Below are 22,471 nucleotides of genomic sequence, written 5' to 3' on the forward strand. Positions count from 1 at the left end.
AACTATTCTTAAACATTGTCATAATCAACAATTATTTTTGCTGTGGTTGGGTGAGCTTGACAAGTTAATATCAAACCTTCTTCTACCTCATCCTCATTTAGAATAGTATTTTTTTCCATGACAGCTTTACCCTCTACAATCTGAGCTATACATGTACTGCAAATACCTCCTTGACAAGAATATGGAGCGTCTAACCCTTGTAATAAAGCACCTTCTAAAATAGTACTTTCATTTTGCATTGTAAAAGTTTCTTCCTCATCATCTAATATGACTGTAATTTTGGTTTCACCAGATAGATTGGATATTTCACTATCCGCTTCAGTGGTAGCTGAAACAGTAAACAACTCGAAATGAATATTACTTTCACCTATTTGTCGATTTCTTAGTGTGTCTTTTGCAGAATTAATCATTGCCTCAGGGCCACATAAATAAAAATGGTCAAATTTTATTCCTTTATGTGTTGCTTCTAACATTTCATTTACTAAGTCTGAATTAATTCTACCCGACAAATGCTCTTGGCAATCTTCTTGGCTAAAGATATAGTGTACATAAAACCTATCTGAATAGACTTGCTGTAATCTATCAAGATTACTTTTAAACATCACCTCTTCAAGTGTTTTATTACCATATATCAGTACAAACTTACTTTGTTGCTCAGATTCTAAAACTGAACTTATCATTGATAATACAGGTGTAATACCGCTTCCAGCCGCGAAAGCCATGTAATTTTTAACATTCTCTGTATTAACATTTAAGTTAAACCTACCTTGAGGAGCAGAAACTTCCAATTCATCTCCCGCTTTTAATTGAGACGTCGCATATTGCGAAAAGGTTCCATTTTCAACTGCTTTTATTCCTACTTTCAATTCTCCCGAGTTCAAAGATGAACAAATGGAATAATCACGACGAATCTGTTGGCCATTTAACTCTTTTTGTAGCGTTATATATTGACCTGGAATAAACCTAAATGTTTCTTTTAAACTGTTAGGAACTGAAAATAAAATAGAAACCGAATTTGGTGTTTCTTTACGAACTTCTTTTATAGAAAGTATGTAGAATTTAGCCATACTATGATTAAGGAAAAATTATGGCGTCAAAAATACAAAAATGAAGCGTGCAACCTCTCAAAATTATCCTAAAGAAATTTCATCGGATAATTCATTCGTGTCATCTGATTGATAAGGAAAGTATTCTTTTAGTTTTTTACCTGCTTCAATGATTCCTAATTTTAAACCATTGGCATAGTTACCCGAAGTGAATTGTTGAATAACAGTATCTTTTATGCTGTTCCAAAAATCATCTGGAACAGCATTATCTATACCTTTATCTCCCAAAACAGAAAATTTTCTATCATCAACAGCCACATAAAATAGTACCCCATTTTGTTGCTTGGTTTCATCCATTTTTAAAAAATAAAATACTTCTTTAGCACGCTCAAGCGGATTCTTTTCTGAGCTCTTTTCTAGGTGTACACGAATTTCACCTGAGGTGTTTTTCTCAGATTCGCGAATAGCATTGATGATATCTTGCTCTTCAGCAGCAGTTAAAAAATCTTCTACCTTAGACATTTATTATTCTTTCTTACCGAAATCAAAGTTAACATCAGGTGCATTTTCTGAACCTGGATCAGCTTTATAACGAGGCATTTCTTCAAATCCAAATAATCCTGCTAACAACTTGCCAGGGAATTTCGTTGTGAAAATATCATATGTATTTACTGCTTCGTTATAGCGATTCCTTTCAACATTAATTCTATTCTCTGTTCCTTCTAACTGCGATTGTAATTCTAAAAAATTCTGATTTGCTTTTAGTTCGGGATAGCGTTCTACCGTTACTAATAATCTGGATAATGCTCCGCTTAGACCCTGTTGTGCTTGTTGAAAAGCAGCCATGTTCTCAGGAGTAATATTTGAAGGATCAATTGTTGTTTGGGTGGCCTTGGCTCTTGCATTAATTACCCCTTCTAAGGTTTCTTTCTCAAAGTCGGCCGCGCCTTGTACTGTTTTTACCAAGTTTCCAATAAGGTCATTTCTACGTTGATAAGCGCTTTCTACATTTGACCAAGCTGTTTTAGCATTAGCTTCATGTTCTACAGCGGTATTATTAAAGCCAACTGACCAGTTGTATAAGCCGAAACCTACAATTGCTAAAATTATTAATACGATTAATCCTTTTTTCATAATACTAATTTTTAAAGTTGATTATAATTGGTTTTTTATTTGAGTGAGTTCATCTTTTATTGCCTCCAATCTAGTAATAATTGCATGATTTTCTTTAAACTTTTCAGGGTTCTGTTTTAATTTTTTTCGCGCCCCATCTAAGGTAAATCCCTTTTCTTTCACCAGATGATAGATCATCTGTAAGTTCTTAACATCTTCTTGCGTGAAAAGGCGATTGCCTTTCGCGTTTTTTTTGGGTTTGATAACATCAAATTCTTTATCCCAAAAACGAATCAATGATGTATTTACATTAAAGGCTTTTGCAACTTCGCCTATTTTATAATATCGTTTATCTGGTAAGTTAATATGCATTAATCGAAAGATTGATTTTCTTGTGTAGCTGCTTTTAGCATTTCCTTAAATTCATCAGGTGTAAGATTGCCATAATAGAAATTAATAGGATTAATAGCTTTACCATCTTTATGCACTTCATAATGCAAGTGAGGCGCCATTGATCTACCAGTACTACCAACAAATCCAATTAAATCTCCACGCTTAACACGCTGGCCTTTTCTAACATTAAATTTAGATAAGTGCGCATATAGCGTCATATATCCAAAACCATGATCAATACGTATGTGATTTCCAAAACCAGAAGCTCTGTTATCCGCTCGTTTAACAATTCCATTACCAGTAGCATAAATAGGAACTCCTTTTGGAGCTGTAAAATCCATTCCTTTATGCATTTTACGCGCTTTAGTAAACGGGTCTGAACGCCAGCCATAACCCGAAGCCATACGCGTTAGGTCTTCTTTCTTTATTGGTTGTATCGCTGGTATAGATGCCAATAATTTTTCTTTATCTTCGGCTAAATTTATAACTTCATCTAATGATTTTGATTGAATATAAAGCTGCTTAGACAGAATATCCATGCTTTTTGTTGCTTCAATAATCATATCAGAATTTTCAAAACCTTCCAATGATTTATACCTATTTACACCTCCAAAACCTGCTTTGCGTTGCTCATCGGGAATAGGATTAACCTCAAAATACATACGATAAATATCATTATCACGCTGCTGTATATTCTCTAATACCTTCTCTGCCTGCACCATCTTTTTATCTAGTAAACCATAGCGCAATTTCATATTATCTAATTCTCTTTTTTGCGCTTTTTCTTTAGGAGATTCAACAAATTGATATGAAATCAAAACCATCAGGGCTCCAAATAAGGCAGAACTTACTATAAAAACGAATGTATTCTTAATTTTATCTCTTTTTCTTAGCTCTATTTTTCTATACGATAGGGTTTCAGAATCGTAATAATATTTTACCTTCGCCATAATGTGAATTTGTACTATTTTTGCACTTTTAATCGCAATTGCCAAGAGGCATTAATATACCTTATTTTAGTTGTGCGACGCCCAAATTTACAAAATGTTTCGCAACAGAAAAAACAGGCAATTCATTTAGCTTTTAATTAACATTTTATGACATCGCAAGAGATTCGACAACATTTTTTAGATTATTTTAGGTCAAAAGAGCATAAAATTGTTCCATCATCGCCTATGATCTTAAAAAATGACCCTACCCTTATGTTCACCAATGCTGGGATGGTTCCTTTTAAAGAATACTTTTTAGGCCAAAAGAAAGCTGAAGTAAAAAGAATCGCCGATACACAAAAATGTTTACGTGTTTCTGGTAAACATAATGACCTCGAAGAAGTAGGGATTGACACCTACCATCACACCATGTTTGAGATGTTAGGTAACTGGAGCTTTGGTAATTACTTTAAAAAAGAAGCAATTGCTTGGGCGTGGGAACTTTTAACCGAGGTTTATAAGATTGATAAAAGCAATATTTATGTAACCGTTTTTGAAGGCGATAAAAACGAAAATCTAGATTTTGACCAAGAGGCATATGATTTTTGGAAACAACATATAGATGAAGATCGAATTATTAATGGAAATAAAAAAGATAATTTCTGGGAAATGGGTGCTCAAGGCCCAAGTGGACCTTGTTCAGAAATTCATGTAGACATCCGATCTGATGAAGAAAAAGCAAAAATTCCGGGAAAAGACCTCGTAAATAAAGATCATCCACAAGTAGTTGAAATATGGAATCTGGTCTTTATGCAATACAACCGAAAAGCCGATGGTTCTTTAGAAGAACTTCCTGCCAAGCACATAGATACCGGAATGGGCTTTGAACGCCTTTGTATGGTATTGCAAAATGTAACTTCTAATTACGATACCGATATTTTCACACCTCTCATTCGCGAAGTTGAAACTATTACTCAAACTGAATATGGTCTTAATGAAAAAATAGACATTGCTATACGCGTCATCGCTGATCATGTGCGTGCGGTTGCTTTTGCTATTGCTGACGGACAACTACCATCAAATACAGGAGCTGGATATGTAATTAGAAGAATTCTACGTCGTGCTATTCGATATGGGTTTACTTTTTTAGATCAAAAAGAACCTTTTATTTTTAAGCTAATTCAGATTTTAAGCAAGGAAATGGGAGAAGTATTTCCTGAATTAAAAGAACAAAAACAATTAGTGACTAATGTTATTAAGGAAGAAGAGCACTCTTTTCTAAAAACATTAGAGCAAGGTCTTGTGATGCTTGATGGTATTATAAAAGGAGCTAATGGCGAAACTATCTCTGGCGCAAAAGCCTTTGAACTTTATGACACTTATGGTTTCCCAAAAGATTTAACTGCACTAATTCTTTCAGAAAAAGATTTGTCTTTTGATGAAGAAGAATTTAATGTAGAACTTAAAAAACAAAAAGATCGTTCTCGTGCAGCTTCTGCAGTTGAAACTGATGACTGGAATGTTTTAATTGATGATAAAGAAGAAGAGTTTATTGGTTATGATTCATTACAAGCCGATGTGAAAATTACTCGATACAGAAAAGTTACCTCAAAAAAAGATGGCAACATGTATCAATTAGTTTTCAACCTTACACCTTTTTATCCTGAAGGTGGCGGACAAGTGGGTGATAAAGGTTATTTGGAGACACCCAATGGAGACGTGATCTATATAGTCGATACAAAAAAGGAAAATAACCTCATCATACATTTTACTGAAGATTTACCTGAACATATCACTGATACTTTTAAAGCAGTGGTAGATGAAAAGCAACGTTACAGAACAGCCTGTAATCATACCGCAACACATCTCTTACATCAGGCTTTACGAGAAATAATAGGGCCTCATGTTGAGCAAAAAGGATCAGCAGTACATTCTAAATACCTGCGTTTTGATTTTTCACATTTTTCAAAACTTTCTGTTGAAGAATTACGTGATGTAGAAGATTTTGTTAACGCACGTATCAATAATAAATTAAAGCTGCAAGAGCATCGTAGTGTTTCTATGGAAAAAGCATTGGAAGGAGGTGCGATGGCTTTATTTGGTGAAAAATACGGAGATACAGTTAGAACTATCCGCTTTGGGAAATCTATAGAATTATGTGGTGGTACTCACGTACAAAATACGGGTGATATCTGGCATTTTAAAATAAAGTCTGAAAGCGCAGTTGCCGCAGGAATACGTAGAATTGAAGCAATTACTTTTGACGCGGTTAAAGACTTTTATTTTGAAACAAATAGAGCTTATTTCGAAATTAAAGATTTGTTTAAAAGCTCTTTAAGCCCAGTGGAATCTGTAAAAGCATTACAAAATGAGAATACGCAACTAAAAAAGCAGATAGAATCATTAATGAAAGATAAAGCCTCTTCTTTAAAAAATGATTTAAAGAATAAGGTTGAAACCATCAATGGTGTAAATTTTATTGCTGCCGAAGTATCTTTAGATCAAGGAGCTATTAAAGATTTGGCTTTTCAATTAGGTGGTGAAATAAATGACCTGTTTTTCATTGCAGGTTCGAAAAATGAAGGCAAGGCCATGTTAACAATTTATATCTCAAAAAACATAGCAAGTGATGAATTAAACGCTGGTAAAATTGTTCGAGAACTTGGAAAGCTTATTCATGGTGGTGGTGGTGGACAAGCGTTTTATGCTACTGCTGGAGGGAAAAATCCTGGCGGTATTAAAAATGCTTTGGAAAAAGCTAAGGAGTATTTAAAATAGTTTTTGGCGAATTGGCATGCAATTTACAACTCAAGTACCATTACAAAATCAACAATTCGATCAAATCGATTATAAATCAAAATTGTTGCTATTGGGCTCTTGTTTTGTAGAAAATATGGGCGCTAAACTTAACTACTTCAAATTTCAACAGCTCGTTAATCCTTTTGGAATTCTGTTTCAGCCAAAGGCTATTGAAAATTTGGTAACAAACGCCATTAATGAAAAAGAATACGCAGAATCTGATCTATTCTTCTTAAATGAACAATGGCATTGTTTCGATGTACACTCTAAGCTTAGCAATGCGAGTAAGGAAAGGATTTTAAACAACCTGAATGACGCCATTAAACTCACCAATAAACAATTAAGCGAAACTTCTCATATTATCATTACGCTTGGCACTGCTTGGGTCTATAGGAATTTAGAGAGTGATCAATTAGTTACTAATTGTCATAAAGTTCAACAAAAGAAATTTTTAAAAGAGTTACTAACTGTCAATGAAATAACTGAAAGCTTAGAAGCCACAATTTCATTGATAAAAAGTGCCAACCCTAAGGCATCTATCATCTTGACTGTTTCTCCTGTGCGCCACTTAAAAGATGGTTTTACAGAAAACAATCGTAGTAAAGCGCATTTATTAGCCGCTATTCATCAAATTGTAGAGTCAAGAAAAAGAATACACTATTTCCCTAGTTATGAAATTATGATGGATGAGCTGAGAGATTATCGTTTTTATTCAGAAGACTTAATCCACCCTAATCAAACGGCAATAGATTATATCTGGGAACGATTTCAAGAAGTATGGGTTTCAGATCTTGCTAAATCAACTATGCAAGAAATAGACACTATTCAAAAAGGACTTTCCCATAAACCCTTTAATCCTAATTCAGATCAACATCAAAAATTCTTAGCCTCTTTAGATCAAAAAATGGAAATGCTTAGAAAAACATTTCCATTTATAAATTTTTAAGGTTTCTTAAATAGATTTTGCACTTTAATCAAAATCTTTAGAATTATCTAATCAATATGCTGATCTACGTTTTCCCATGGCCCACCATTAATTACATCTATACCATGATCGGCTAAAAATTCTTCTGCTCTACCACTTCTTGCACCACTACGACAACATGTAATTACCGGTTTATCCCAACCTTTTATCTCATCAAGATGATCTGGCAAAAAATCTAATTGAATATGTTCAGATCCTTCGACATGTCCTTCTTCATACTCTGCATCTGTTCGAACATCCAAAACCACAGCACCTTTTTCTAAATATGCTGCAACGTCACCAAATTCTGGTTTACTAAAAAATCCCATTCGTTCAATTTTAATTATACTGCAAAGAAACTAATAATTACTTTTAAACTGAAATTATTTTCCAGCTCCATTCATATAATCAAGAGTTAAATTAATAAAGGTTTCCACCCCTAATTTTAAACCACTTTCATCTATAAAAAAATCGGGCGTATGATGTGAGGCAGCATCTTCAGGTTTTACATCAGTTGGTTTACCACCTAAGAAAAAGTATAACCCCGGCACTTCTTTTTGAAAATATGAAAAATCTTCTGCTCCAGTAATCGCATTTATTAGATGCACTTTTCCTTTACCCGCAGCTTTTTGTAAAGATGGTAGCATTTTAGCTGTTAATTGAGGGTCATTATAAGTTATTGGGTACCCTTTTTCAATTTCAATCGTGGCATCACCTCCAAATGCCTTAGCAATGGCCGGAACACGTTTTTTCATTTCACTATTTAACTTTGTTTGCATGTCATAATCGAGTGTTCTAATAGTACCTATCATTTCAACTTCCTCTGGAATAATATTATTACGAACACCTCCACGAATTAGTCCTACCGAAATTACTGCAGCTTCTTTTGTTAATTCAGTATCTCTACTTACAATTGTTTGAAGTCCGTTAATAATTTGTGCAGAAATCACTACAGGATCGATTCCTCCCCAAGGGCGAGAACCATGTGTTTGTTTTCCTTTAACTTTAATAACAAATCGTTGAGCTGCTGCCATAATACCTGCAGGTTTGTAAGAAATATTCCCTACTGTCATACCTGCACTAATGTGCAAGCCAAAAATGGCATCTACATCAGGACCCTTTAAAACACCTTCTTCAACCATCATTTTTGCCCCACCATTTTCCCCGGGAGGCGTCCCTTCTTCTGCAGGTTGAAAAATAAATTTTACAGTCCCTCTTAAATCCTTTTTTATTTTGGTAAGTACTTCAGCAGTTCCCATTAAAATTGCTATATGTGTATCATGGCCGCAAGCATGCATTACACCTGTTTCAATGCCATTGTACATACTTTTCACCTTCGAAGCAAAAGCCACTGGAGTTCTTTCAGTAACAGGTAAAGCATCTATATCTGCCCTTAATGCAACCACTGGCCCAGGTTTTCCTCCTTTTAAAATTCCAACAACACCAGTATGAGCAATGCCAGTCTCAACTTCAAGGCCTAAACTTTTTAAATGCTTTGCTATTTTTTCAGCAGTTTTGAATTCTCTATTAGAGAGCTCTGGGTTTTGATGAAAATCTCTCCGCCATTCTATTACTTTTGATTCTACCTCATCAACCATTTTTTTAATCTTGGCGTCTTGAGCGTAAATACTAAAACTAAATAATGCTAAAAAAAGTACTAATAATTGTTTCATTTTTAGGTAGGTTTAAATTTTTCTAAAGATAAAAAAATCCCGCCGATAGCGGGATTCTTATTTCTTATTTAACAAAGTTATTTATCGTGTAAATAATAACTCTCTGTACTTAGTTAAAGGCCATAGCTCATCATCAACCATCATTTCAAGTTTATCACAATGATAACGTATATCTTCAAAATAAGGTTTTACTTTATTGCAATAAGCTTCTGCTGCCTTCTGACCTGAAAGCTTATTTGCCTTTTTACGTTCGCCGATCATTTTTTCAACTTTAGAATTAATTTCGGCAATGTGATATGAAATTTGCTCTATTAGCTCTAGTTGTTCTTTGGCTTGTTTTTTAAAACTAGCACCAAAAATTTCTTTTAATCCGCGTGCATTTTCTATTAAAATATTCTGATAACGCACTGCCGTTGGAATTACATGATTTCGAGCAATATCTCCAAGCACTCTTCCCTCAATTTGAATACGCATCGTATATTCTTCAAGTCTAATCTCATGGCGTGCTTTCACTTCTACTTCATTCATCACGCCCATCTCTTCATAAAGCGCAATTGTTTCTTTAGAGATATTTGCCTTTAAAGCCTCGGGTGAAGTTTTATTATTACTTAAACCTCTTTTCTTTGCTTCTTGTTCCCAGGCTTCACCATAGCCATCACCTTCAAACCGTATTTTTTTAGAAGCTTTTATATATTCTCTTAGTACGTTAAAAACGGCCTCGTCTTTTTTAAGGTTTTTCTTAGCAACCAAAGCATCAACCTCTTTTTTGAACTCCTTTAACTGCTTTGCGATAATTGTATTTAGTACAGTCATAGGGCCGGCACAATTTGCCCAAGAACCAACTGCTCGTAATTCAAATTTATTTCCTGTAAAGGCAAATGGGGAAGTTCTATTTCTATCAGTATTATCTAATAAAATTTCGGGTATTTTACCTACAATATTTAGTTTTAAATCTGTTTTTTCTTGTGGCGATAATTTCCCTTTAGTGACATGCTCTAATTCATCTAAAACTTTTGACAATTGAGAGCCAATAAAAACAGAAATTATTGCCGGAGGAGCTTCATTCGCACCTAAACGATGATCATTGCTAGCACTGGCTATAGAAGCTCTAATGAGTTCTTCATTATCATTCACAGCTTTAATTGTATTCACAAAAAAAGTCAAGAATTGTAGATTCTTCATTGGTGTTTTTCCGGGACTTAATAGATTAACGCCTGTATCTGTAGCTAAAGACCAGTTATTATGTTTGCCAGAACCATTGATTCCTGCAAAAGGTTTTTCGTGAAATAATACTTTAAAATTATGGCGTTGCGCTACTTTTTCCATCACATCCATTAATAGCGAATTGTGATCTACTGCTAAATTTGCCTCTTCAAAAATAGGTGCAAGCTCGAACTGATTGGGCGCAACCTCATTATGACGTGTTTTCACCGGAACACCTAACAACATACATTCTTGTTCTAGATCACGCATGAAACTCATTACTCTAGAGGGAATAGAACCAAAATAATGATCATCTAATTGCTGTCCCTTGGCGGGTGAATGCCCTAATAATGTTCTTCCTGTTAACGTAATATCTGGTCTGGAAGCTGCTAATGCATTATCAATTAAAAAATATTCTTGCTCCCAACCCAATGTAGCATTGACCTTAGTTACATTTTTATCAAAATATTTTGCTACTGCGGTTGCAGCTTGATCAACCGCTTGTAATGCTCGCAATAAAGGAGCTTTATTATCTAAGGCTTCACCTGTATAAGAAACAAATACTGTAGGAATACATAAAGTTGTACCATAAATAAAAGCTGGGGAAGTAGGATCCCATGCGGTATACCCACGTGCTTCAAATGTATTTCTAATTCCTCCATGCGGGAAACTTGATGCATCAGGTTCTTGCTGCACTAATTGATCTCCTCCAAACTTTTCCATTGCACCTCCACCATTCATAGGTTCGAAAAAAGCATCATGTTTTTCAGCGGTTGCTCCTGTAAGCGGCTGAAACCAATGTGTATAATGCGTGGCTCCTTTGGCAATAGCCCATTCTTTCATTCCAGTAGAAATACTATCGGCGATTTTTCTATCTATTTTAGTGCCATATTGAATTGCATTCATTACACTATTGAAGGCATCTTTAGTAAGATACTGCCTCATGGCATGTTCGTTAAACACATTAGTGGCAAAATTTTCTGAGCGTCGCCCGCTTTCTGTAATATTAATCGGTTTTCTATTTAATGTTTCTTTTAAGGCATTAAATCTTAGGGTTGACATATTTATACTTATTTATTATATAGTCAAATATATAAAAATATGTGTTTCAAAAAATAATACCCATAAAAAATAGGGGGTAAAATCAATAAAATGATAAAAAACAGTAAAAAGACCCCTAAATATTTTTCAATTTCAATGGATTTTTACATTTTTGCATCTTAAAATTTAAATTTATGAGTAAAGCTAAACTTGAGTACATTTGGTTAGACGGTTACTTTCCAACTCAAAACATGAGAAGTAAGACTAAAGTTGAAGACAATTTTAGTGGAAAGTTAGAAGATTGTCCAATTTGGTCATTTGATGGCTCCTCTACTAAACAAGCTGAAGGAGATTCATCTGATTGTTTATTAAAGCCTGTTGCTATTTTTCCAGATCCGGCCCGTAAAAATGGATATTTGGTAATTACTGAGGTTTTAAAGGCTGATGGCACACCACACCCTACAAATGCCAGAGCAAAAATTGATGATGATGATAATGATTTCTGGTTTGGCTTTGAGCAGGAATACTTTATTATGGATACTGCTACGCAGTTGCCTTTAGGCTTCCCTGTAGGCGGATATCCTGGTCCACAAGGTATGTATTATTGTTCTGTTGGTGGTAGAAATACTCATGGCAGACAATTGGTTGAAGACCACGCAGATTTATGTTTAGCTGCCGGAATTAACTTCGAAGGTATCAATCAAGAGGTTGCCTGCGGTCAGTGGGAATTCCAAATTTTTGCTAAAGGCGCTAAAAATGCTGGAGATCAGGTTTGGGCTGCTCGTTACTTATTAGATAGATTAACCGAAGATTATGGTTACTATATAGAATATCACCCAAAACCTGTAAAAGGAGATTGGAATGGTTCTGGTATGCACGCTAACTTCTCTAACTCTTTATTACGTACTTGTGGAAGCAAAGAAGTTTATGAGAAAGTTTGTGAAGCCTTTAGACCCGTTACAAAAGAACATATAGATGTTTACGGTGAATTCAACGATCAGCGTTTAACAGGTTTACATGAAACTGCTTCTATAAAAGATTTTAGTTATGGAGTTTCAGATAGAGGTGCTTCTATTAGAATACCAATTATTACCGTAGAAAAAGGCTGGAAAGGCTGGTTAGAGGACAGACGTCCGGCTTCAAATGCCGACCCATATAAGGTAGCCGGTAAAATTGTTGAAACCGTGAAAAGTGCAGATGTTGAAGCATTAGTATAAATTCAATTTCATATAAAATAAAAAAGCCAACTTTAAGTTGGCTTTTTTATTTCTTAATTAAATGATCGGTAGATAAACACTGCATATATTCCTAATAAAAAAATACCATCTCGCCAATTCAATCGAAATCCTTTTGGCAAAAATACCAATGGTAATATCAAAAAGGAAATTGCTAACATCCAAAAAATATCATTCGTAATTAAGCTCATATCTTCCGGCTTAACCTCAACTGGTAAAATCATTGACGTGATGCCAAGAACAGCCAAAATATTGAAGATATTAGAACCTATGAGATTCCCTAAAGAAATGGCTTTCTCTTTTTTCATCACTGCTATTATTGACGCTGCCAACTCCGGAACACTTGTACCCACCGAAACTACGGTCACCCCAATAATTGCTTCGCTCACGCCCATACCCCGTGCTAATGTTTTGGCCCCATCAACTAAAAGTTCTGAGCCACCCCATAAACCAATACCACCAAGAATTAAAAACAAAACAATTTTATATAAAGGTAGTGGTACATCGTCTTCTGGCATTTCATCAACAACAGCCGGTTTTTGAAATCTCAATAAGTAAATTAAGAAGACTATTAATGTTGAGAACATTATCACGCCTTCATATTGCTGTATGATTGCGTCTTGAAATATAAAAAAATACAATATAGCCGAAGCTGCCATCATAACCGGCCAATCGGTGATATAAAAACTTTTTTCAACTTGTATGCTGGCTAACGTAACTGTGACTCCTAGGACGAGCCCTAAATTTGCAATGTTAGAACCAATCACATTACCTATGGCAAGGCCTGTTGCTCCTTCCAAAGCAGAATTTACGCTTACAATCAATTCTGGAGCAGAGGTAGCGAATGACACTACCGTCATACCTATAACTATTTTTGGAATATCTAATTGCAAGGATAGTCCTACAGCAGCTTTTAGTAGCCAGTTCCCTCCTAAAACCAATAAGACCAAGCCCAAAACAATATAAAGAATACTCATAGGTAATTTTTCGACAAATATAAATTTTAAATCAAACCTACACTTAGTATACTCTTTGAAATCTTAAATAATAATAAATACCGCTATTATCAATTTGATGCTAAATCTATAAAAACATACTAAACCAAAAATGTCAATTTTTTTAGCAAAAATCAATGTTATTTATCTCAACAAGAAATAGTCAATTAGGCATCATTAAAAGACGAAAACGCAAAAAAAGAGGTGAAAAAAGACGGTTTTTGATCAAAAAGATAAAAAAAGCATAAAAAAGCTACTACAAATATTACAATTGTTAATACAAAATGTTATATATGATTAAAATATTTAACAATACTGTAGATTGAATGATTACACCTGTGGTTTTAATTTTTAAAAATAATTGAAATTTGATAGGCAAACGCATAAATATTTGATTTTTTATGTGACCTAATTTTTGAAAACTTCATATACTGAATAAAGAATTAATTCTAACAACTAAATTTTATCAACCAAAACCTTAAACAACCATGATAGTATTAATCATTTTTATTGTTGAAACGATTATCAATTTATTTTAATTATTAACCTTACAAACCAAAAGTCATGCTAACATTTTTAGGAGCCTTAGTGCTCATTATTGGAATCTTATCGATCATTTTAAAACCAATCTTTAAAAACAATAAAGTTATAGGCTGGTTTACACGTAGAAGAAGTATACAGTTTATTGTTACTGGAATCATTTTAAGCATTTTTACAGGCATCTTTTTTTATGCAGAACCTGGTACTGCTTATGCCGTTCAATATCCTTGGGGAGGACAAAAAGCAGTTTTCCGTCAAGGAATTCATACAAAAATGTGGGGAAGGTTAATTCCTATTCAATTTGAAATGCCAATTAAATATGTCATTCCTAATCAAGATGGCGATTTAGGTGATCAAAGTAGATATGCATATGCAGATCCTGCGAGACACTGGGAATTTAATGATGCTGTGAAAGGCAAAATTGCAACTTCAGTAGTAATAAGCATTAATACTAGCGATAACCAACAGTTCTTATCTGTAGCCGATAGAAATAAAACTGAAAAAAACTTAATACGTTCGCGCATTGTACCAAATATTGACCAATCGATTAAAAATACGTGCAAATTAATGGCAGCCCAAGATTATATCTCAGGGCAAGCAGCCGATTTTGACAGATATTTTCAAGATCAATTAGAGAATGGAATGTATGTACTCGAAGAGTACGTTGAATACGAAACCCCTGATGTAATTGGCGACAGTACTGTAGTAAGAACAGTAATTAATAAAGAAACGCGCCAAAAGCGCTTTAGAATTAAGCTTAAAGATGGTGAACCAGTGCGTGTACATGGTAATTCATTAAAATCTTACGGATTAACTGTGGTGCAAGCTGTAGTAAACGAAATTGACTGGGAGCCCACTTTTGACAAACGTTTACAATTACAAAAGGAAGAGGTAGCACAAACCCAATTAGAGAAACAACAAGCTGAGCGCGAGTTTTATCGTGCACAAAAGGAAAAAGCTAAGGGTGAAGCCGAAAAAGCTGCCGAAAGAGCTCGCTTGGAAAAGGAACAAATACAACAAACCATAACCGCGGAAACACAAGCCAAAGTTGCTGAATTCAATTTAATTGAAGAAAAGAAACTTTATGAAGTGGCAATCTTTAAAGCCAAAACTCGCAAAACCTTAGCAGATGCACAAGCATATGAAAATACCAAATTGGTAAGTGCAGGTTTAACTCCGCAAGAGCGCGCTGAATGGAACTTTAAAACTGCCGTTGGAGTTGCCGCCGAATTAAAGTCGCTTAAATTACCTGCTACCTATATAGAAGGTAGTAGCAAATCAACCAATTCGGGCAATTTATTAGAATCACTTATAGGTGCTGAGATTGCAAAAAAAATGGTGGTAGAAAATAAATAGCCATTATTACACTAACCAAAGAGCCTTTATCTTAATGAGTTATTAAGATTAAAGGCTTTTATTTGTAGCTTTACGCTATGAAAAAACAACTCTTTAAACTCTTAGCTAAATTTAACAAAGTAATTCTACCGAGCTTTACAAAAAGACAACTAGATATTTCTAAAGCGTCTAAGTTACAACTAGCAATTATAGGCTGGAGGTATTTTATAACAAAAAATGCGATCGATTAGTTGATGTGCAGCCATTTAAAGATCACCCTTCATTATCAAGGCGCTCATCGATCATCGTTCTGATCTTATTGCTAATCTTCGGATGATCTAAGTATTCAAGTAGCGTGTCTGCAAAAGCGTCAGAAGTTTTTCTATAGGTAAGCTCTTGCTCATTAACTAAATTTGTAGGAACAATCATTTCTCCAGTTCCACGTAATAGCCAAATTGGATTCAATTCTGGGTATGTGTCGATTATTTTCTCCAACACATCGCCGCCAACAGAAGCATTAGATTTTATTTGACGACTCATATAGCCCTTACTCATCCCTATGGACTCATCAAATTTTCTTAAGCTAACGTTTTTATATTCAATAAATAGTCTAATTCTGTCAACTATTTTCATTTTTTATATAAATTAATCGATAAAAAATTTGTTTTTATAAACTATAATTTATTATTTTGTATCGCAATTATCTCGCAATTTAGTAATAATACCATAATAAATAGTAGCTTTTCTTCTAAAAAATGATTACCCCTGAGCAAAAATACAATTAAAAAAAGTACTTAAAGGCGATTATATAGCTGATGTAAAACAGAAGCTTGCACTTAATAAAATAACATCTAAAAAAGGAACTCCTTATAGTGATAGAATGATAAGTCACGTATTTAATGGTCGCTATGAAAATAAGAGTATTGAAGAAGCAATTTTTACGGTATATATTGAAAGAAAAGCCGCTATGGAACAAGATCAGGGTATTAAGAATAAAATTTTAGGTATTGACTTAAATATGCAGAATGAAAAATAAATCTTCAAAACGTAAACGTACAGAAATAAAGCATAATGACAGTCTTTATATCGCAATAGCCCTTGTTGCAATAATAGTTTTATTTATTGCTTTTGTATATACTTTACTTCACGTGTAACAACCCTTTGGTGCTGCAAATTACTGTGTAAATTATTTTTATTATATTTTTGGTTATAGTATAAAATAAGGTATATTTGCAGCCCTAAAAATGGCCTCGTGGCGCAACTGAATAGCGCATCTGATTACGGCTCAGAAGGTTGCAGGTTTGAATCCTGCCGAGGTCACTTATTTAAAACCCTGATTATCAGACATTTAATTTGTATTTCAAATTTTAACTCTCTGAAAATTAGGGTTTTATGCTTTTAAAATAAATTCAAATTATTAATATTTTAACCAGCTGATAATGAGCTATTTAAAAACATAAAAAAATTAAGCTTGACACATTTTTGACACAAATTTACTACTCTGTGTCAAAATTTATTATTATGAATGTAACTTCAAACCCGTTATGAATAAAATTTCAATAAGAGTCGTTTTAATCAGTGTAATAACTTTCTTTTCTATATTATTTTTAGGAATTCTCCTTGGGTCGATTTATGAAAAAGAAAAGAATATTAACTTAAAAATTAACCCTGTTCTTTCGGTAGTAGACTCGTTGACATTAAATGAATTTAACTCTTATTCGAAAAAGGAATTTGAAAGTACAATCGAAGAATCTGTAGAAACATTAATAGTTAAAGAGTTTGACAGAACTACTTCTTACTTAAACTACACAACTGTACTTTTCGGGATGTTCCTTACAATGATCATAGTCATTTTTGGCTTGTACTCATTTGGAAAAATGACACAGGCTAAAGAATTATTGGCCCAGGTTATGGATATTCCGGAGGAAATTATAAAAAAAATTCATTCAAATCAGCTGGAAGAAATATATAGAGATCTCCCTTTAAAAGATCCGTTTAAAAGATGGCTTGCAATTAGTAAAGCATATGACAATACACAATTAAATTATAATAATGATTTTCAGAATTTTTCAGAATTTCTAAAAAAAGAATTTAGCCTTTCGAATAATTCATTTACTAACAACAATATCTATGGTCTTTTCCATAAGCTTTTAGCTCTTAATTATAACAAAACGATTGATCTGGGTTTTGAATTATTTGAAGACAATTTCGAACATAATAGCATATCTATTATACTCAACGTGTTGGTCGACAACAACAATGAAAGACATAAAAGTAAAATCATCAAAATCCTGAGTGACAAAACTAAAGAAAATAAGAGAAGTGATCTTATGCTTAAAAACCTTAAGGATTATAGATCTTTTAGCGAGGAAGATTTGTTTCGCTTAATTGAAAATCTCGAGTACCATACCTTAAGACAAATTTTATATAATATAAGTGGCAGCCTTAAAGGGAAATTTGAAATTAAAGAGTTGATGAAGCATTTTAAGAATGAATTTCTAACTTACCGTCATTCAGGATCGAATTTTGGAATTCTCTCAAGGAACGGAGAATCAGGCGACGTTGAAATGGCAAAATTTATAATTGATAAATCTTTTCTTAATAAAATTAGCACTGCTGATATATATAGATTGCTTACATACGCCTGCCATTATATGAATTATGAAGAAGTAGAATTTTGTGTGGAATTGCTTGATTATACGAGTAAAAAATATGGTAAAAAATATAATTTTGAAGAAGTATTTAAAGAATTTAGAAAAGAACATCATGAAGTCTACCCTCTCACGTGTAAAATAATTGAAGAATTCGATAAAAGAAAAAAATAAAATGTGTCACAAAATTGACACAAATAAAAATATAATCAACTATCAATCATAGTGTTATACAAATACAATAATCCTGCCGAGGTCACTTAAGAATGGAAAGTCTGCATAATATTGCAGACTTTTTTGTTTGGATGAGATTTGAACTTGTTCAAGGATCGAAATACAAACAAAAAAGCACAAATCGGAGATTCGTGACTTTTCATTTAGACTACGGAGCGCTAGGGAACATCAGAGATAATCTGCCGAGGTCACTTAAAGTGCAAACCCTGTATGAAAATGCAGGGTTTTGTTTTTTCTGGAAGTGTCGAAAGCGAATAGCTTTTTTAAGCTACGGGAAATGACAAGACCACAGCACACAAGTGATGCAAGTTTGTATTTTCAGGAGAGCGTACAAAGGAACTCCAAACGAATTAAAAACCTTGCAAAATCTATGATTTGCAAGGTTTCATTGTTTTTAAGCGATAATACGATTTGAATTGATATGATTCCAAACGTCAACAAATCGGTCAACATATTTTTAATCGGTCAACATGTTGACCGAATAGTCAAAACACGAGTCTTAGTTGACTTGACTTTCATCTTACTGTTTAACTTTAAGGATGACAACTATGAAATATGTACAATCCTATTTTAAGAAAACAAAAAGAGGTTTGGTGTTTTTAAAGAAGTATATTTCTTCTTCATCATTCTCAAAGTCGTATTTTATCACCAAACCTCTTAATGCCTCTACCGATGATTTAATCAATTGAATAGCCTTTTCAGATTTCAGAAATATATCTGAAGTCTCCACCTCTAGATTATTTAGAGCATCATTCAATTCATCGACTATTTTATCAAACTGAATCATCGGTCAGAGGTTTTATTTAGAATTCAAAAACGTTGTTTTTGATATCTTTTTCTATCACTAACATGTTAGGATCGATTACGACTCTTGCTGGCTTTTGCTCAAGTGTATAGGAGTGATGAACCTTGTTACTGTTGGTTTTTATTTGCTCTACTGACAAGAGTTTATCATCTGCTCCATAGAAGCCTACTTCAATGAAATCATTCAAAGGCATTTCAACTTCTTCTTCATTTTCAGAATACTTGTTTACGTTCAAATCAATTAAAACTTTGTACTCGTCACCAACCTCAATTATTTCAGCTTTTTCTATAGAATTCTCATAGAACACTTTGTTCATAAACATATCATCAATGAGGTAGACAAACTTTTCAGGAACATTGGCTTTAAGCGTATTTATCAAATCCAATGAAGTCGGATATTCATCTGTTCTATACTGGTACTCAAACAAAAACTCTTTTAAAATATTATTGAGAACATCTTCGCCTAAATAGTGTCGAAGCGTATTAAAAGTCATTGTTCCTTTACCATAAGAGATATAGGTTTGGTCATCACTAACCAAATACAACGGGCTTTCTCCTTTAGAATCTCTCGTTCTGCCTCGCAAGTAACGGTTACGCTGAAACTTTAAAAAGTTGCCTCCTTTCAACTCACCGAAGAATTCTTTGTACATATTTAAAGAGATGTATTCGGTAATACTTTCGGTAAGCATCTTTGCACCATAAGCATCAGCAGGAATCAATTGATTGCCCCACCATTGGTGCGTTAACTCATGCGCAGGAACGTAAAATGATAAATCAATTTTATCGTTTTCCTCTTTTGAATTGATAATAAACCTTGTTTCAGACATAGGTATGGAATTAGCCGCTGTTGTGGCGAAAGTTCCTTCTGAATCTGGAAATTCGATTACCCTTGCTTCTCTATGTTGATATGGGCTAAAATACTTTGAGTTATAATCAATGGCTGCTTTTAAACCATTTAGTATGGCTTCATTATTTGATTGATGCTTCTTGTGACTATAAATCTCCAAATTAACCCCTTTGTACTCCGTTGTAGTCTTTTCAAACTTACCTGAATTAAAGGCATACAGTAATTTGATATCCTTATCCATTTTATAATGGTAGTAATTGCGTCCATTTTCTTTCCATTCCTTTTTTAGATAACCAGGAGCTATGGCTATTTGTTCATCAGAAGTACTTACAATGGCTTCAAAGGATACTAAATCCGCATCCCAAGCTGCATAACTAGTTTTGTGCGCCGTCGAATCAATCGGCGATTTCTTTTCTTCATTGATGAAATACCCAAGTCTTGGAAAAGCATTATTCAAAATAAATGTTCCATTTTTTAGAGCCGTTGAATTCCTTTCAAATATGGTATTCACTTTGTTCTTTACTTCAAAATTCATCGTTAAGGAATCTTTAGGAAGTATAGGTTCACTCAATTTATGAATGGTAAATTGCATCATGCTGTCTTTACTGATAACCGTATTTGCAATACTTAACTCATAACTCGTTATCTCGTCGAATCCTGTTTTTATCAAAAGTGTATCAATAGGCTTTTCAGAGGTATTGGTTATTGTATATTGCCCAGTAGCCTTAAACGATCTTCTCTTCGGGTAAATGTCCAATTCGATTTTCACTGCAGAAATTTTAGGAGTAGTTATATTCATATAAGACTCATAATTCTCTTTGAATTTTTTTAATGCAGTTTTCTGTACCTGATTAGAGAATTGAACTTTTTGTTCTCCCCTATGTATCATAAATCCAAGTGTTACGAATGCCGAAAAAAGAATGCTGGTCAACAAGGCTACCTTACCTTTAAATCTGGATTTCAATAGAGAAAATCTTTCTTTAATTGAAAAGGTGAATCCTCTTCTCCAAAGCAATAAAGCAAGTATTAGGAGTAGTAAACCAAAAATCATCCAATAGGACTCTACCATTATGTATGATGGTAAACTACTTCCATACCCATCCAAATCACTATACTTTAGTTGTTCAGGAGCATTGAACTTGAAATGCCTTGACGTAATTCCTGCCATTGGCAAGCTGTCAACAGCAATCCATACCAATATCAAAAGGAAAAGTCCGAGGTATAATTTTGGAACCAAGGTGTGCACAAAAATGGATGCAAGTGCCCAGACAATTAAAACAGGAAGAATTATCACAAATAGGTGAAATACATATAGCCCTAAATCAATCCCTGTAAAACCATTAAACAGTTGAACGATAATACCAGACAACATTAAACCAAATAGCAGCACTATCTGCATTTTAATAATGGCAATCACTTTAGATAGCATAAACACCCGGTTTGGTGTTGGTGTAATGTCAGTTAAAAGGTTCATTCGCGTAGATTTTGGTCTATGCACCAACATACCACAGAATAAAAACGTGATTACCATTGCTAATAAAGTGAAGAAAAACGCAGGGCCAGATATCATTATTCGGGTTACAGGCAACAATACCATATTTCCAGTATTGGTTACTTTGGTAAGTACAAAAACCATGGTCATAATGCCTACAGCGGCCAATATCAAAAACATAGGGTTCTTGATAATATAAGAGAACTCTATTCTGGCAAGTTTCCAAAGTGTCTTTAAATTATTTCGAAAATCATACTTATGATTAACCTTTGATATATATACCTTTCCTGTACTCTGAAAGTTATTCTTGATAAGGCGTTTCCCTTTCGCTTTTTTAAAATTGAATTGTAAACCATCTTGGTTAAATTTAAAGGCCTTGTAAAAAAACGCAAAGATTACAGCGATGATACCGAACCAAATTAGCCTATTAAACATAACTATTCCAGATAAAGGAATGAACTCGGTATTCCTTTCGTCAAGTGTCCAGAACCTTGTCTCGTAACCTACTGCATTTTGAGCAAATGGGTCGAACAAACCAATTAGGTAATTATTATTGACGAATAGATTTTCAGCAATTATTTGAACCAAGAACAATAATATTACCGTTACAAATCCAGCATAAATATTGCGTGTAGCAGCGACTACTAGAAATACTAAGGCACCGTACATCAACATATTTGGTATGGTGAAAACCAGATAGGTTTGTATATAACCAAGCACATTTGTAACATCAATTTGAGGGTTAGCAGTTCCTAAGATTATTTCTGACAATAAGAAAGCTGCTCCAACTGAAAATGTAATTAGCAAAACTATTGTCAACGCCCCAAAGAGCTTGCCAAGTAAATAACCCTTTTTATCTATCGGGTATGAATATAGAATACTGTGGGTTCTGCTCTTGTAATCCTTATAAATGGTCGTCCCTATGATTGCTGGTAGGAGGAACAAAAAAAACTTATTGAAAAATTGTAGCAGATAATTGATTTCATGTGGAGAGTTCAATAACCTTACCTTACCTGTTGCTGTTGAGGGTCCGTCAAAAAAACCACCAGTGCCTAACATAGTAACTAGAGCAACTGAGAAGAAAACCAATATATAGATGTATGTACCTGGTTTTTTAAGCCAATTCTTTAACTCGTATGTATATATTTTTGATAACATGATTTTATCTTTAAGGTTA

The 22,471-nt window shown here is 33.9% G+C and carries 18 protein-coding genes and 1 tRNA gene; 7 read left to right on the forward strand and 12 right to left on the reverse strand.

What is annotated here, in order from left to right; genetic code table 11:
- Nucleotides 1-8: 8 nt before the first annotated feature.
- The 5 genes from AC1EUU_RS09730 to AC1EUU_RS09750 form a co-directional block, all read right to left on the reverse strand.
- Entirely contained in the window at nucleotides 9-1,067 is a 1,059-nt protein-coding gene (locus AC1EUU_RS09730; RefSeq protein WP_480201227.1) for a 2Fe-2S iron-sulfur cluster-binding protein, read from the reverse strand.
- Nucleotides 1,068-1,130: 63 nt separating this feature from the next.
- Nucleotides 1,131-1,568: a TPM domain-containing protein gene (locus tag AC1EUU_RS09735; RefSeq protein WP_480201228.1), complete on the reverse strand. Its 438-nt coding sequence runs from the start codon at nucleotides 1,566-1,568 to the stop codon at nucleotides 1,131-1,133.
- Between the two features lie 3 nt (nucleotides 1,569-1,571).
- On the reverse strand, nucleotides 1,572-2,180 hold the full coding sequence (locus AC1EUU_RS09740; protein ID WP_480201229.1) for a LemA family protein: 609 nt from the start codon (nucleotides 2,178-2,180) through the stop codon (nucleotides 1,572-1,574).
- A 21-nt stretch (nucleotides 2,181-2,201) separates the two neighbouring features.
- Nucleotides 2,202-2,531 carry a MerR family transcriptional regulator gene (locus AC1EUU_RS09745; protein WP_480201230.1) on the reverse strand — a complete coding sequence of 110 codons (330 nt, stop codon included), beginning with the start codon at nucleotides 2,529-2,531 and terminating at the stop codon, nucleotides 2,202-2,204.
- The gene (locus tag AC1EUU_RS09750; RefSeq protein WP_480201231.1) at nucleotides 2,531-3,502 is read right to left on the reverse strand and encodes a peptidoglycan DD-metalloendopeptidase family protein; all 972 of its coding nucleotides are present in this window, start codon (nucleotides 3,500-3,502) and stop codon (nucleotides 2,531-2,533) included. Before AC1EUU_RS09750 ends, AC1EUU_RS09745 begins: the two co-directional genes overlap by 1 nt.
- 147 nt (nucleotides 3,503-3,649) lie before the next feature.
- On the opposite strand from AC1EUU_RS09750, the gene alaS reads away from it, so the two are divergent.
- Nucleotides 3,650-6,259 (forward strand): alanine--tRNA ligase, encoded by a 2,610-nt coding sequence (gene alaS, locus AC1EUU_RS09755; RefSeq protein WP_480201232.1) that lies wholly within the window; start codon nucleotides 3,650-3,652, stop codon nucleotides 6,257-6,259.
- 16 nt (nucleotides 6,260-6,275) lie between these two features.
- Entirely contained in the window at nucleotides 6,276-7,226 is a 951-nt protein-coding gene (locus AC1EUU_RS09760; RefSeq protein WP_480201233.1) for a GSCFA domain-containing protein, read from the forward strand.
- 47 nt (nucleotides 7,227-7,273) lie between these two features.
- Here AC1EUU_RS09760 and AC1EUU_RS09765 read toward each other — a convergent pair whose 3' ends face one another.
- The 3 genes from AC1EUU_RS09765 to AC1EUU_RS09775 all read right to left on the reverse strand — a co-directional run bounded on the left by AC1EUU_RS09765 (nucleotide 7,274) and on the right by AC1EUU_RS09775 (nucleotide 11,182).
- Nucleotides 7,274-7,573 carry a rhodanese-like domain-containing protein gene (locus AC1EUU_RS09765; protein WP_480201234.1) on the reverse strand — a complete coding sequence of 100 codons (300 nt, stop codon included), beginning with the start codon at nucleotides 7,571-7,573 and terminating at the stop codon, nucleotides 7,274-7,276.
- Between the two features lie 54 nt (nucleotides 7,574-7,627).
- Entirely contained in the window at nucleotides 7,628-8,917 is a 1,290-nt protein-coding gene (locus AC1EUU_RS09770; protein ID WP_480201235.1) for an amidohydrolase, read from the reverse strand.
- A gap of 81 nt (nucleotides 8,918-8,998) precedes the next feature.
- Nucleotides 8,999-11,182, reverse strand: coding sequence for a glutamine synthetase III family protein (locus tag AC1EUU_RS09775; RefSeq protein ID WP_480201236.1), 2,184 nt, complete (start codon nucleotides 11,180-11,182; stop codon nucleotides 8,999-9,001).
- A gap of 173 nt (nucleotides 11,183-11,355) precedes the next feature.
- Between AC1EUU_RS09775 and AC1EUU_RS09780 the strand changes: the two genes are divergently transcribed.
- Entirely contained in the window at nucleotides 11,356-12,378 is a 1,023-nt protein-coding gene (locus AC1EUU_RS09780) for a glutamine synthetase beta-grasp domain-containing protein (protein WP_480201237.1), read from the forward strand.
- A gap of 53 nt (nucleotides 12,379-12,431) precedes the next feature.
- Here AC1EUU_RS09780 and AC1EUU_RS09785 read toward each other — a convergent pair whose 3' ends face one another.
- Nucleotides 12,432-13,373 (reverse strand): calcium/sodium antiporter, encoded by a 942-nt coding sequence (locus tag AC1EUU_RS09785; RefSeq protein ID WP_480201238.1) that lies wholly within the window; start codon nucleotides 13,371-13,373, stop codon nucleotides 12,432-12,434.
- Between the two features lie 582 nt (nucleotides 13,374-13,955).
- Between AC1EUU_RS09785 and AC1EUU_RS09790 the strand changes: the two genes are divergently transcribed.
- Complete coding sequence (locus AC1EUU_RS09790) at nucleotides 13,956-15,287, forward strand: hypothetical protein (protein WP_480201239.1); 1,332 nt, start codon at nucleotides 13,956-13,958, stop codon at nucleotides 15,285-15,287.
- A 252-nt stretch (nucleotides 15,288-15,539) separates the two neighbouring features.
- Here AC1EUU_RS09790 and AC1EUU_RS09795 read toward each other — a convergent pair whose 3' ends face one another.
- The gene (locus tag AC1EUU_RS09795; RefSeq protein WP_480201240.1) at nucleotides 15,540-15,899 is read right to left on the reverse strand and encodes a hypothetical protein; all 360 of its coding nucleotides are present in this window, start codon (nucleotides 15,897-15,899) and stop codon (nucleotides 15,540-15,542) included.
- A 247-nt stretch (nucleotides 15,900-16,146) separates the two neighbouring features.
- On the opposite strand from AC1EUU_RS09795, the gene AC1EUU_RS09800 reads away from it, so the two are divergent.
- From AC1EUU_RS09800 to AC1EUU_RS09810, 3 genes are all read left to right on the forward strand, one after another.
- The gene (locus tag AC1EUU_RS09800; protein WP_480201241.1) at nucleotides 16,147-16,302 is read left to right on the forward strand and encodes a hypothetical protein; all 156 of its coding nucleotides are present in this window, start codon (nucleotides 16,147-16,149) and stop codon (nucleotides 16,300-16,302) included.
- A 210-nt stretch (nucleotides 16,303-16,512) separates the two neighbouring features.
- Nucleotides 16,513-16,586 (forward strand) — tRNA-Arg (locus AC1EUU_RS09805).
- Between the two features lie 224 nt (nucleotides 16,587-16,810).
- Complete coding sequence (locus AC1EUU_RS09810; protein WP_480201242.1) at nucleotides 16,811-18,091, forward strand: hypothetical protein; 1,281 nt, start codon at nucleotides 16,811-16,813, stop codon at nucleotides 18,089-18,091.
- A 625-nt stretch (nucleotides 18,092-18,716) separates the two neighbouring features.
- Here AC1EUU_RS09810 and AC1EUU_RS09815 read toward each other — a convergent pair.
- Complete coding sequence (locus AC1EUU_RS09815) at nucleotides 18,717-18,938, reverse strand: hypothetical protein (RefSeq protein ID WP_480201243.1); 222 nt, start codon at nucleotides 18,936-18,938, stop codon at nucleotides 18,717-18,719.
- Between the two features lie 16 nt (nucleotides 18,939-18,954).
- On the reverse strand, nucleotides 18,955-22,452 hold the full coding sequence (locus tag AC1EUU_RS09820) for a M1 family aminopeptidase (RefSeq protein WP_480201244.1): 3,498 nt from the start codon (nucleotides 22,450-22,452) through the stop codon (nucleotides 18,955-18,957).
- Nucleotides 22,453-22,471 lie beyond the last annotated feature (19 nt).

The sequence above is a fragment of the Maritimimonas sp. 2205BS37-2 genome (assembly GCF_056591755.1).

Excerpts from the sequence above, each read along its gene's own strand:
- alaS (WP_480201232.1), top strand. The coding sequence starts at position 3,650 with ATGACATCGCAAGAGATTCGACAACATTTTTTAGATTATTTTAGGTCA.
- AC1EUU_RS09785 (WP_480201238.1), bottom strand. The coding sequence starts at position 13,373 with ATGAGTATTCTTTATATTGTTTTGGGCTTGGTCTTATTGGTTTTAGGA.
- AC1EUU_RS09730 (WP_480201227.1), bottom strand. The coding sequence starts at position 1,067 with ATGGCTAAATTCTACATACTTTCTATAAAAGAAGTTCGTAAAGAAACA.
- AC1EUU_RS09760 (WP_480201233.1), top strand. The coding sequence starts at position 6,276 with ATGCAATTTACAACTCAAGTACCATTACAAAATCAACAATTCGATCAA.
- AC1EUU_RS09800 (WP_480201241.1), top strand. The coding sequence starts at position 16,147 with ATGATAAGTCACGTATTTAATGGTCGCTATGAAAATAAGAGTATTGAA.
- AC1EUU_RS09795 (WP_480201240.1), bottom strand. The coding sequence starts at position 15,899 with ATGAAAATAGTTGACAGAATTAGACTATTTATTGAATATAAAAACGTT.
- AC1EUU_RS09790 (WP_480201239.1), top strand. The coding sequence starts at position 13,956 with ATGCTAACATTTTTAGGAGCCTTAGTGCTCATTATTGGAATCTTATCG.
- AC1EUU_RS09775 (WP_480201236.1), bottom strand. The coding sequence starts at position 11,182 with ATGTCAACCCTAAGATTTAATGCCTTAAAAGAAACATTAAATAGAAAA.
- AC1EUU_RS09745 (WP_480201230.1), bottom strand. The coding sequence starts at position 2,531 with ATGCATATTAACTTACCAGATAAACGATATTATAAAATAGGCGAAGTT.
- AC1EUU_RS09815 (WP_480201243.1), bottom strand. The coding sequence starts at position 18,938 with ATGATTCAGTTTGATAAAATAGTCGATGAATTGAATGATGCTCTAAAT.
- AC1EUU_RS09735 (WP_480201228.1), bottom strand. The coding sequence starts at position 1,568 with ATGTCTAAGGTAGAAGATTTTTTAACTGCTGCTGAAGAGCAAGATATC.
- AC1EUU_RS09740 (WP_480201229.1), bottom strand. The coding sequence starts at position 2,180 with ATGAAAAAAGGATTAATCGTATTAATAATTTTAGCAATTGTAGGTTTC.
- AC1EUU_RS09750 (WP_480201231.1), bottom strand. The coding sequence starts at position 3,502 with ATGGCGAAGGTAAAATATTATTACGATTCTGAAACCCTATCGTATAGA.
- AC1EUU_RS09765 (WP_480201234.1), bottom strand. The coding sequence starts at position 7,573 with ATGGGATTTTTTAGTAAACCAGAATTTGGTGACGTTGCAGCATATTTA.
- AC1EUU_RS09780 (WP_480201237.1), top strand. The coding sequence starts at position 11,356 with ATGAGTAAAGCTAAACTTGAGTACATTTGGTTAGACGGTTACTTTCCA.
- AC1EUU_RS09770 (WP_480201235.1), bottom strand. The coding sequence starts at position 8,917 with ATGAAACAATTATTAGTACTTTTTTTAGCATTATTTAGTTTTAGTATT.
- AC1EUU_RS09820 (WP_480201244.1), bottom strand. The coding sequence starts at position 22,452 with ATGTTATCAAAAATATATACATACGAGTTAAAGAATTGGCTTAAAAAA.
- AC1EUU_RS09810 (WP_480201242.1), top strand. The coding sequence starts at position 16,811 with ATGAATAAAATTTCAATAAGAGTCGTTTTAATCAGTGTAATAACTTTC.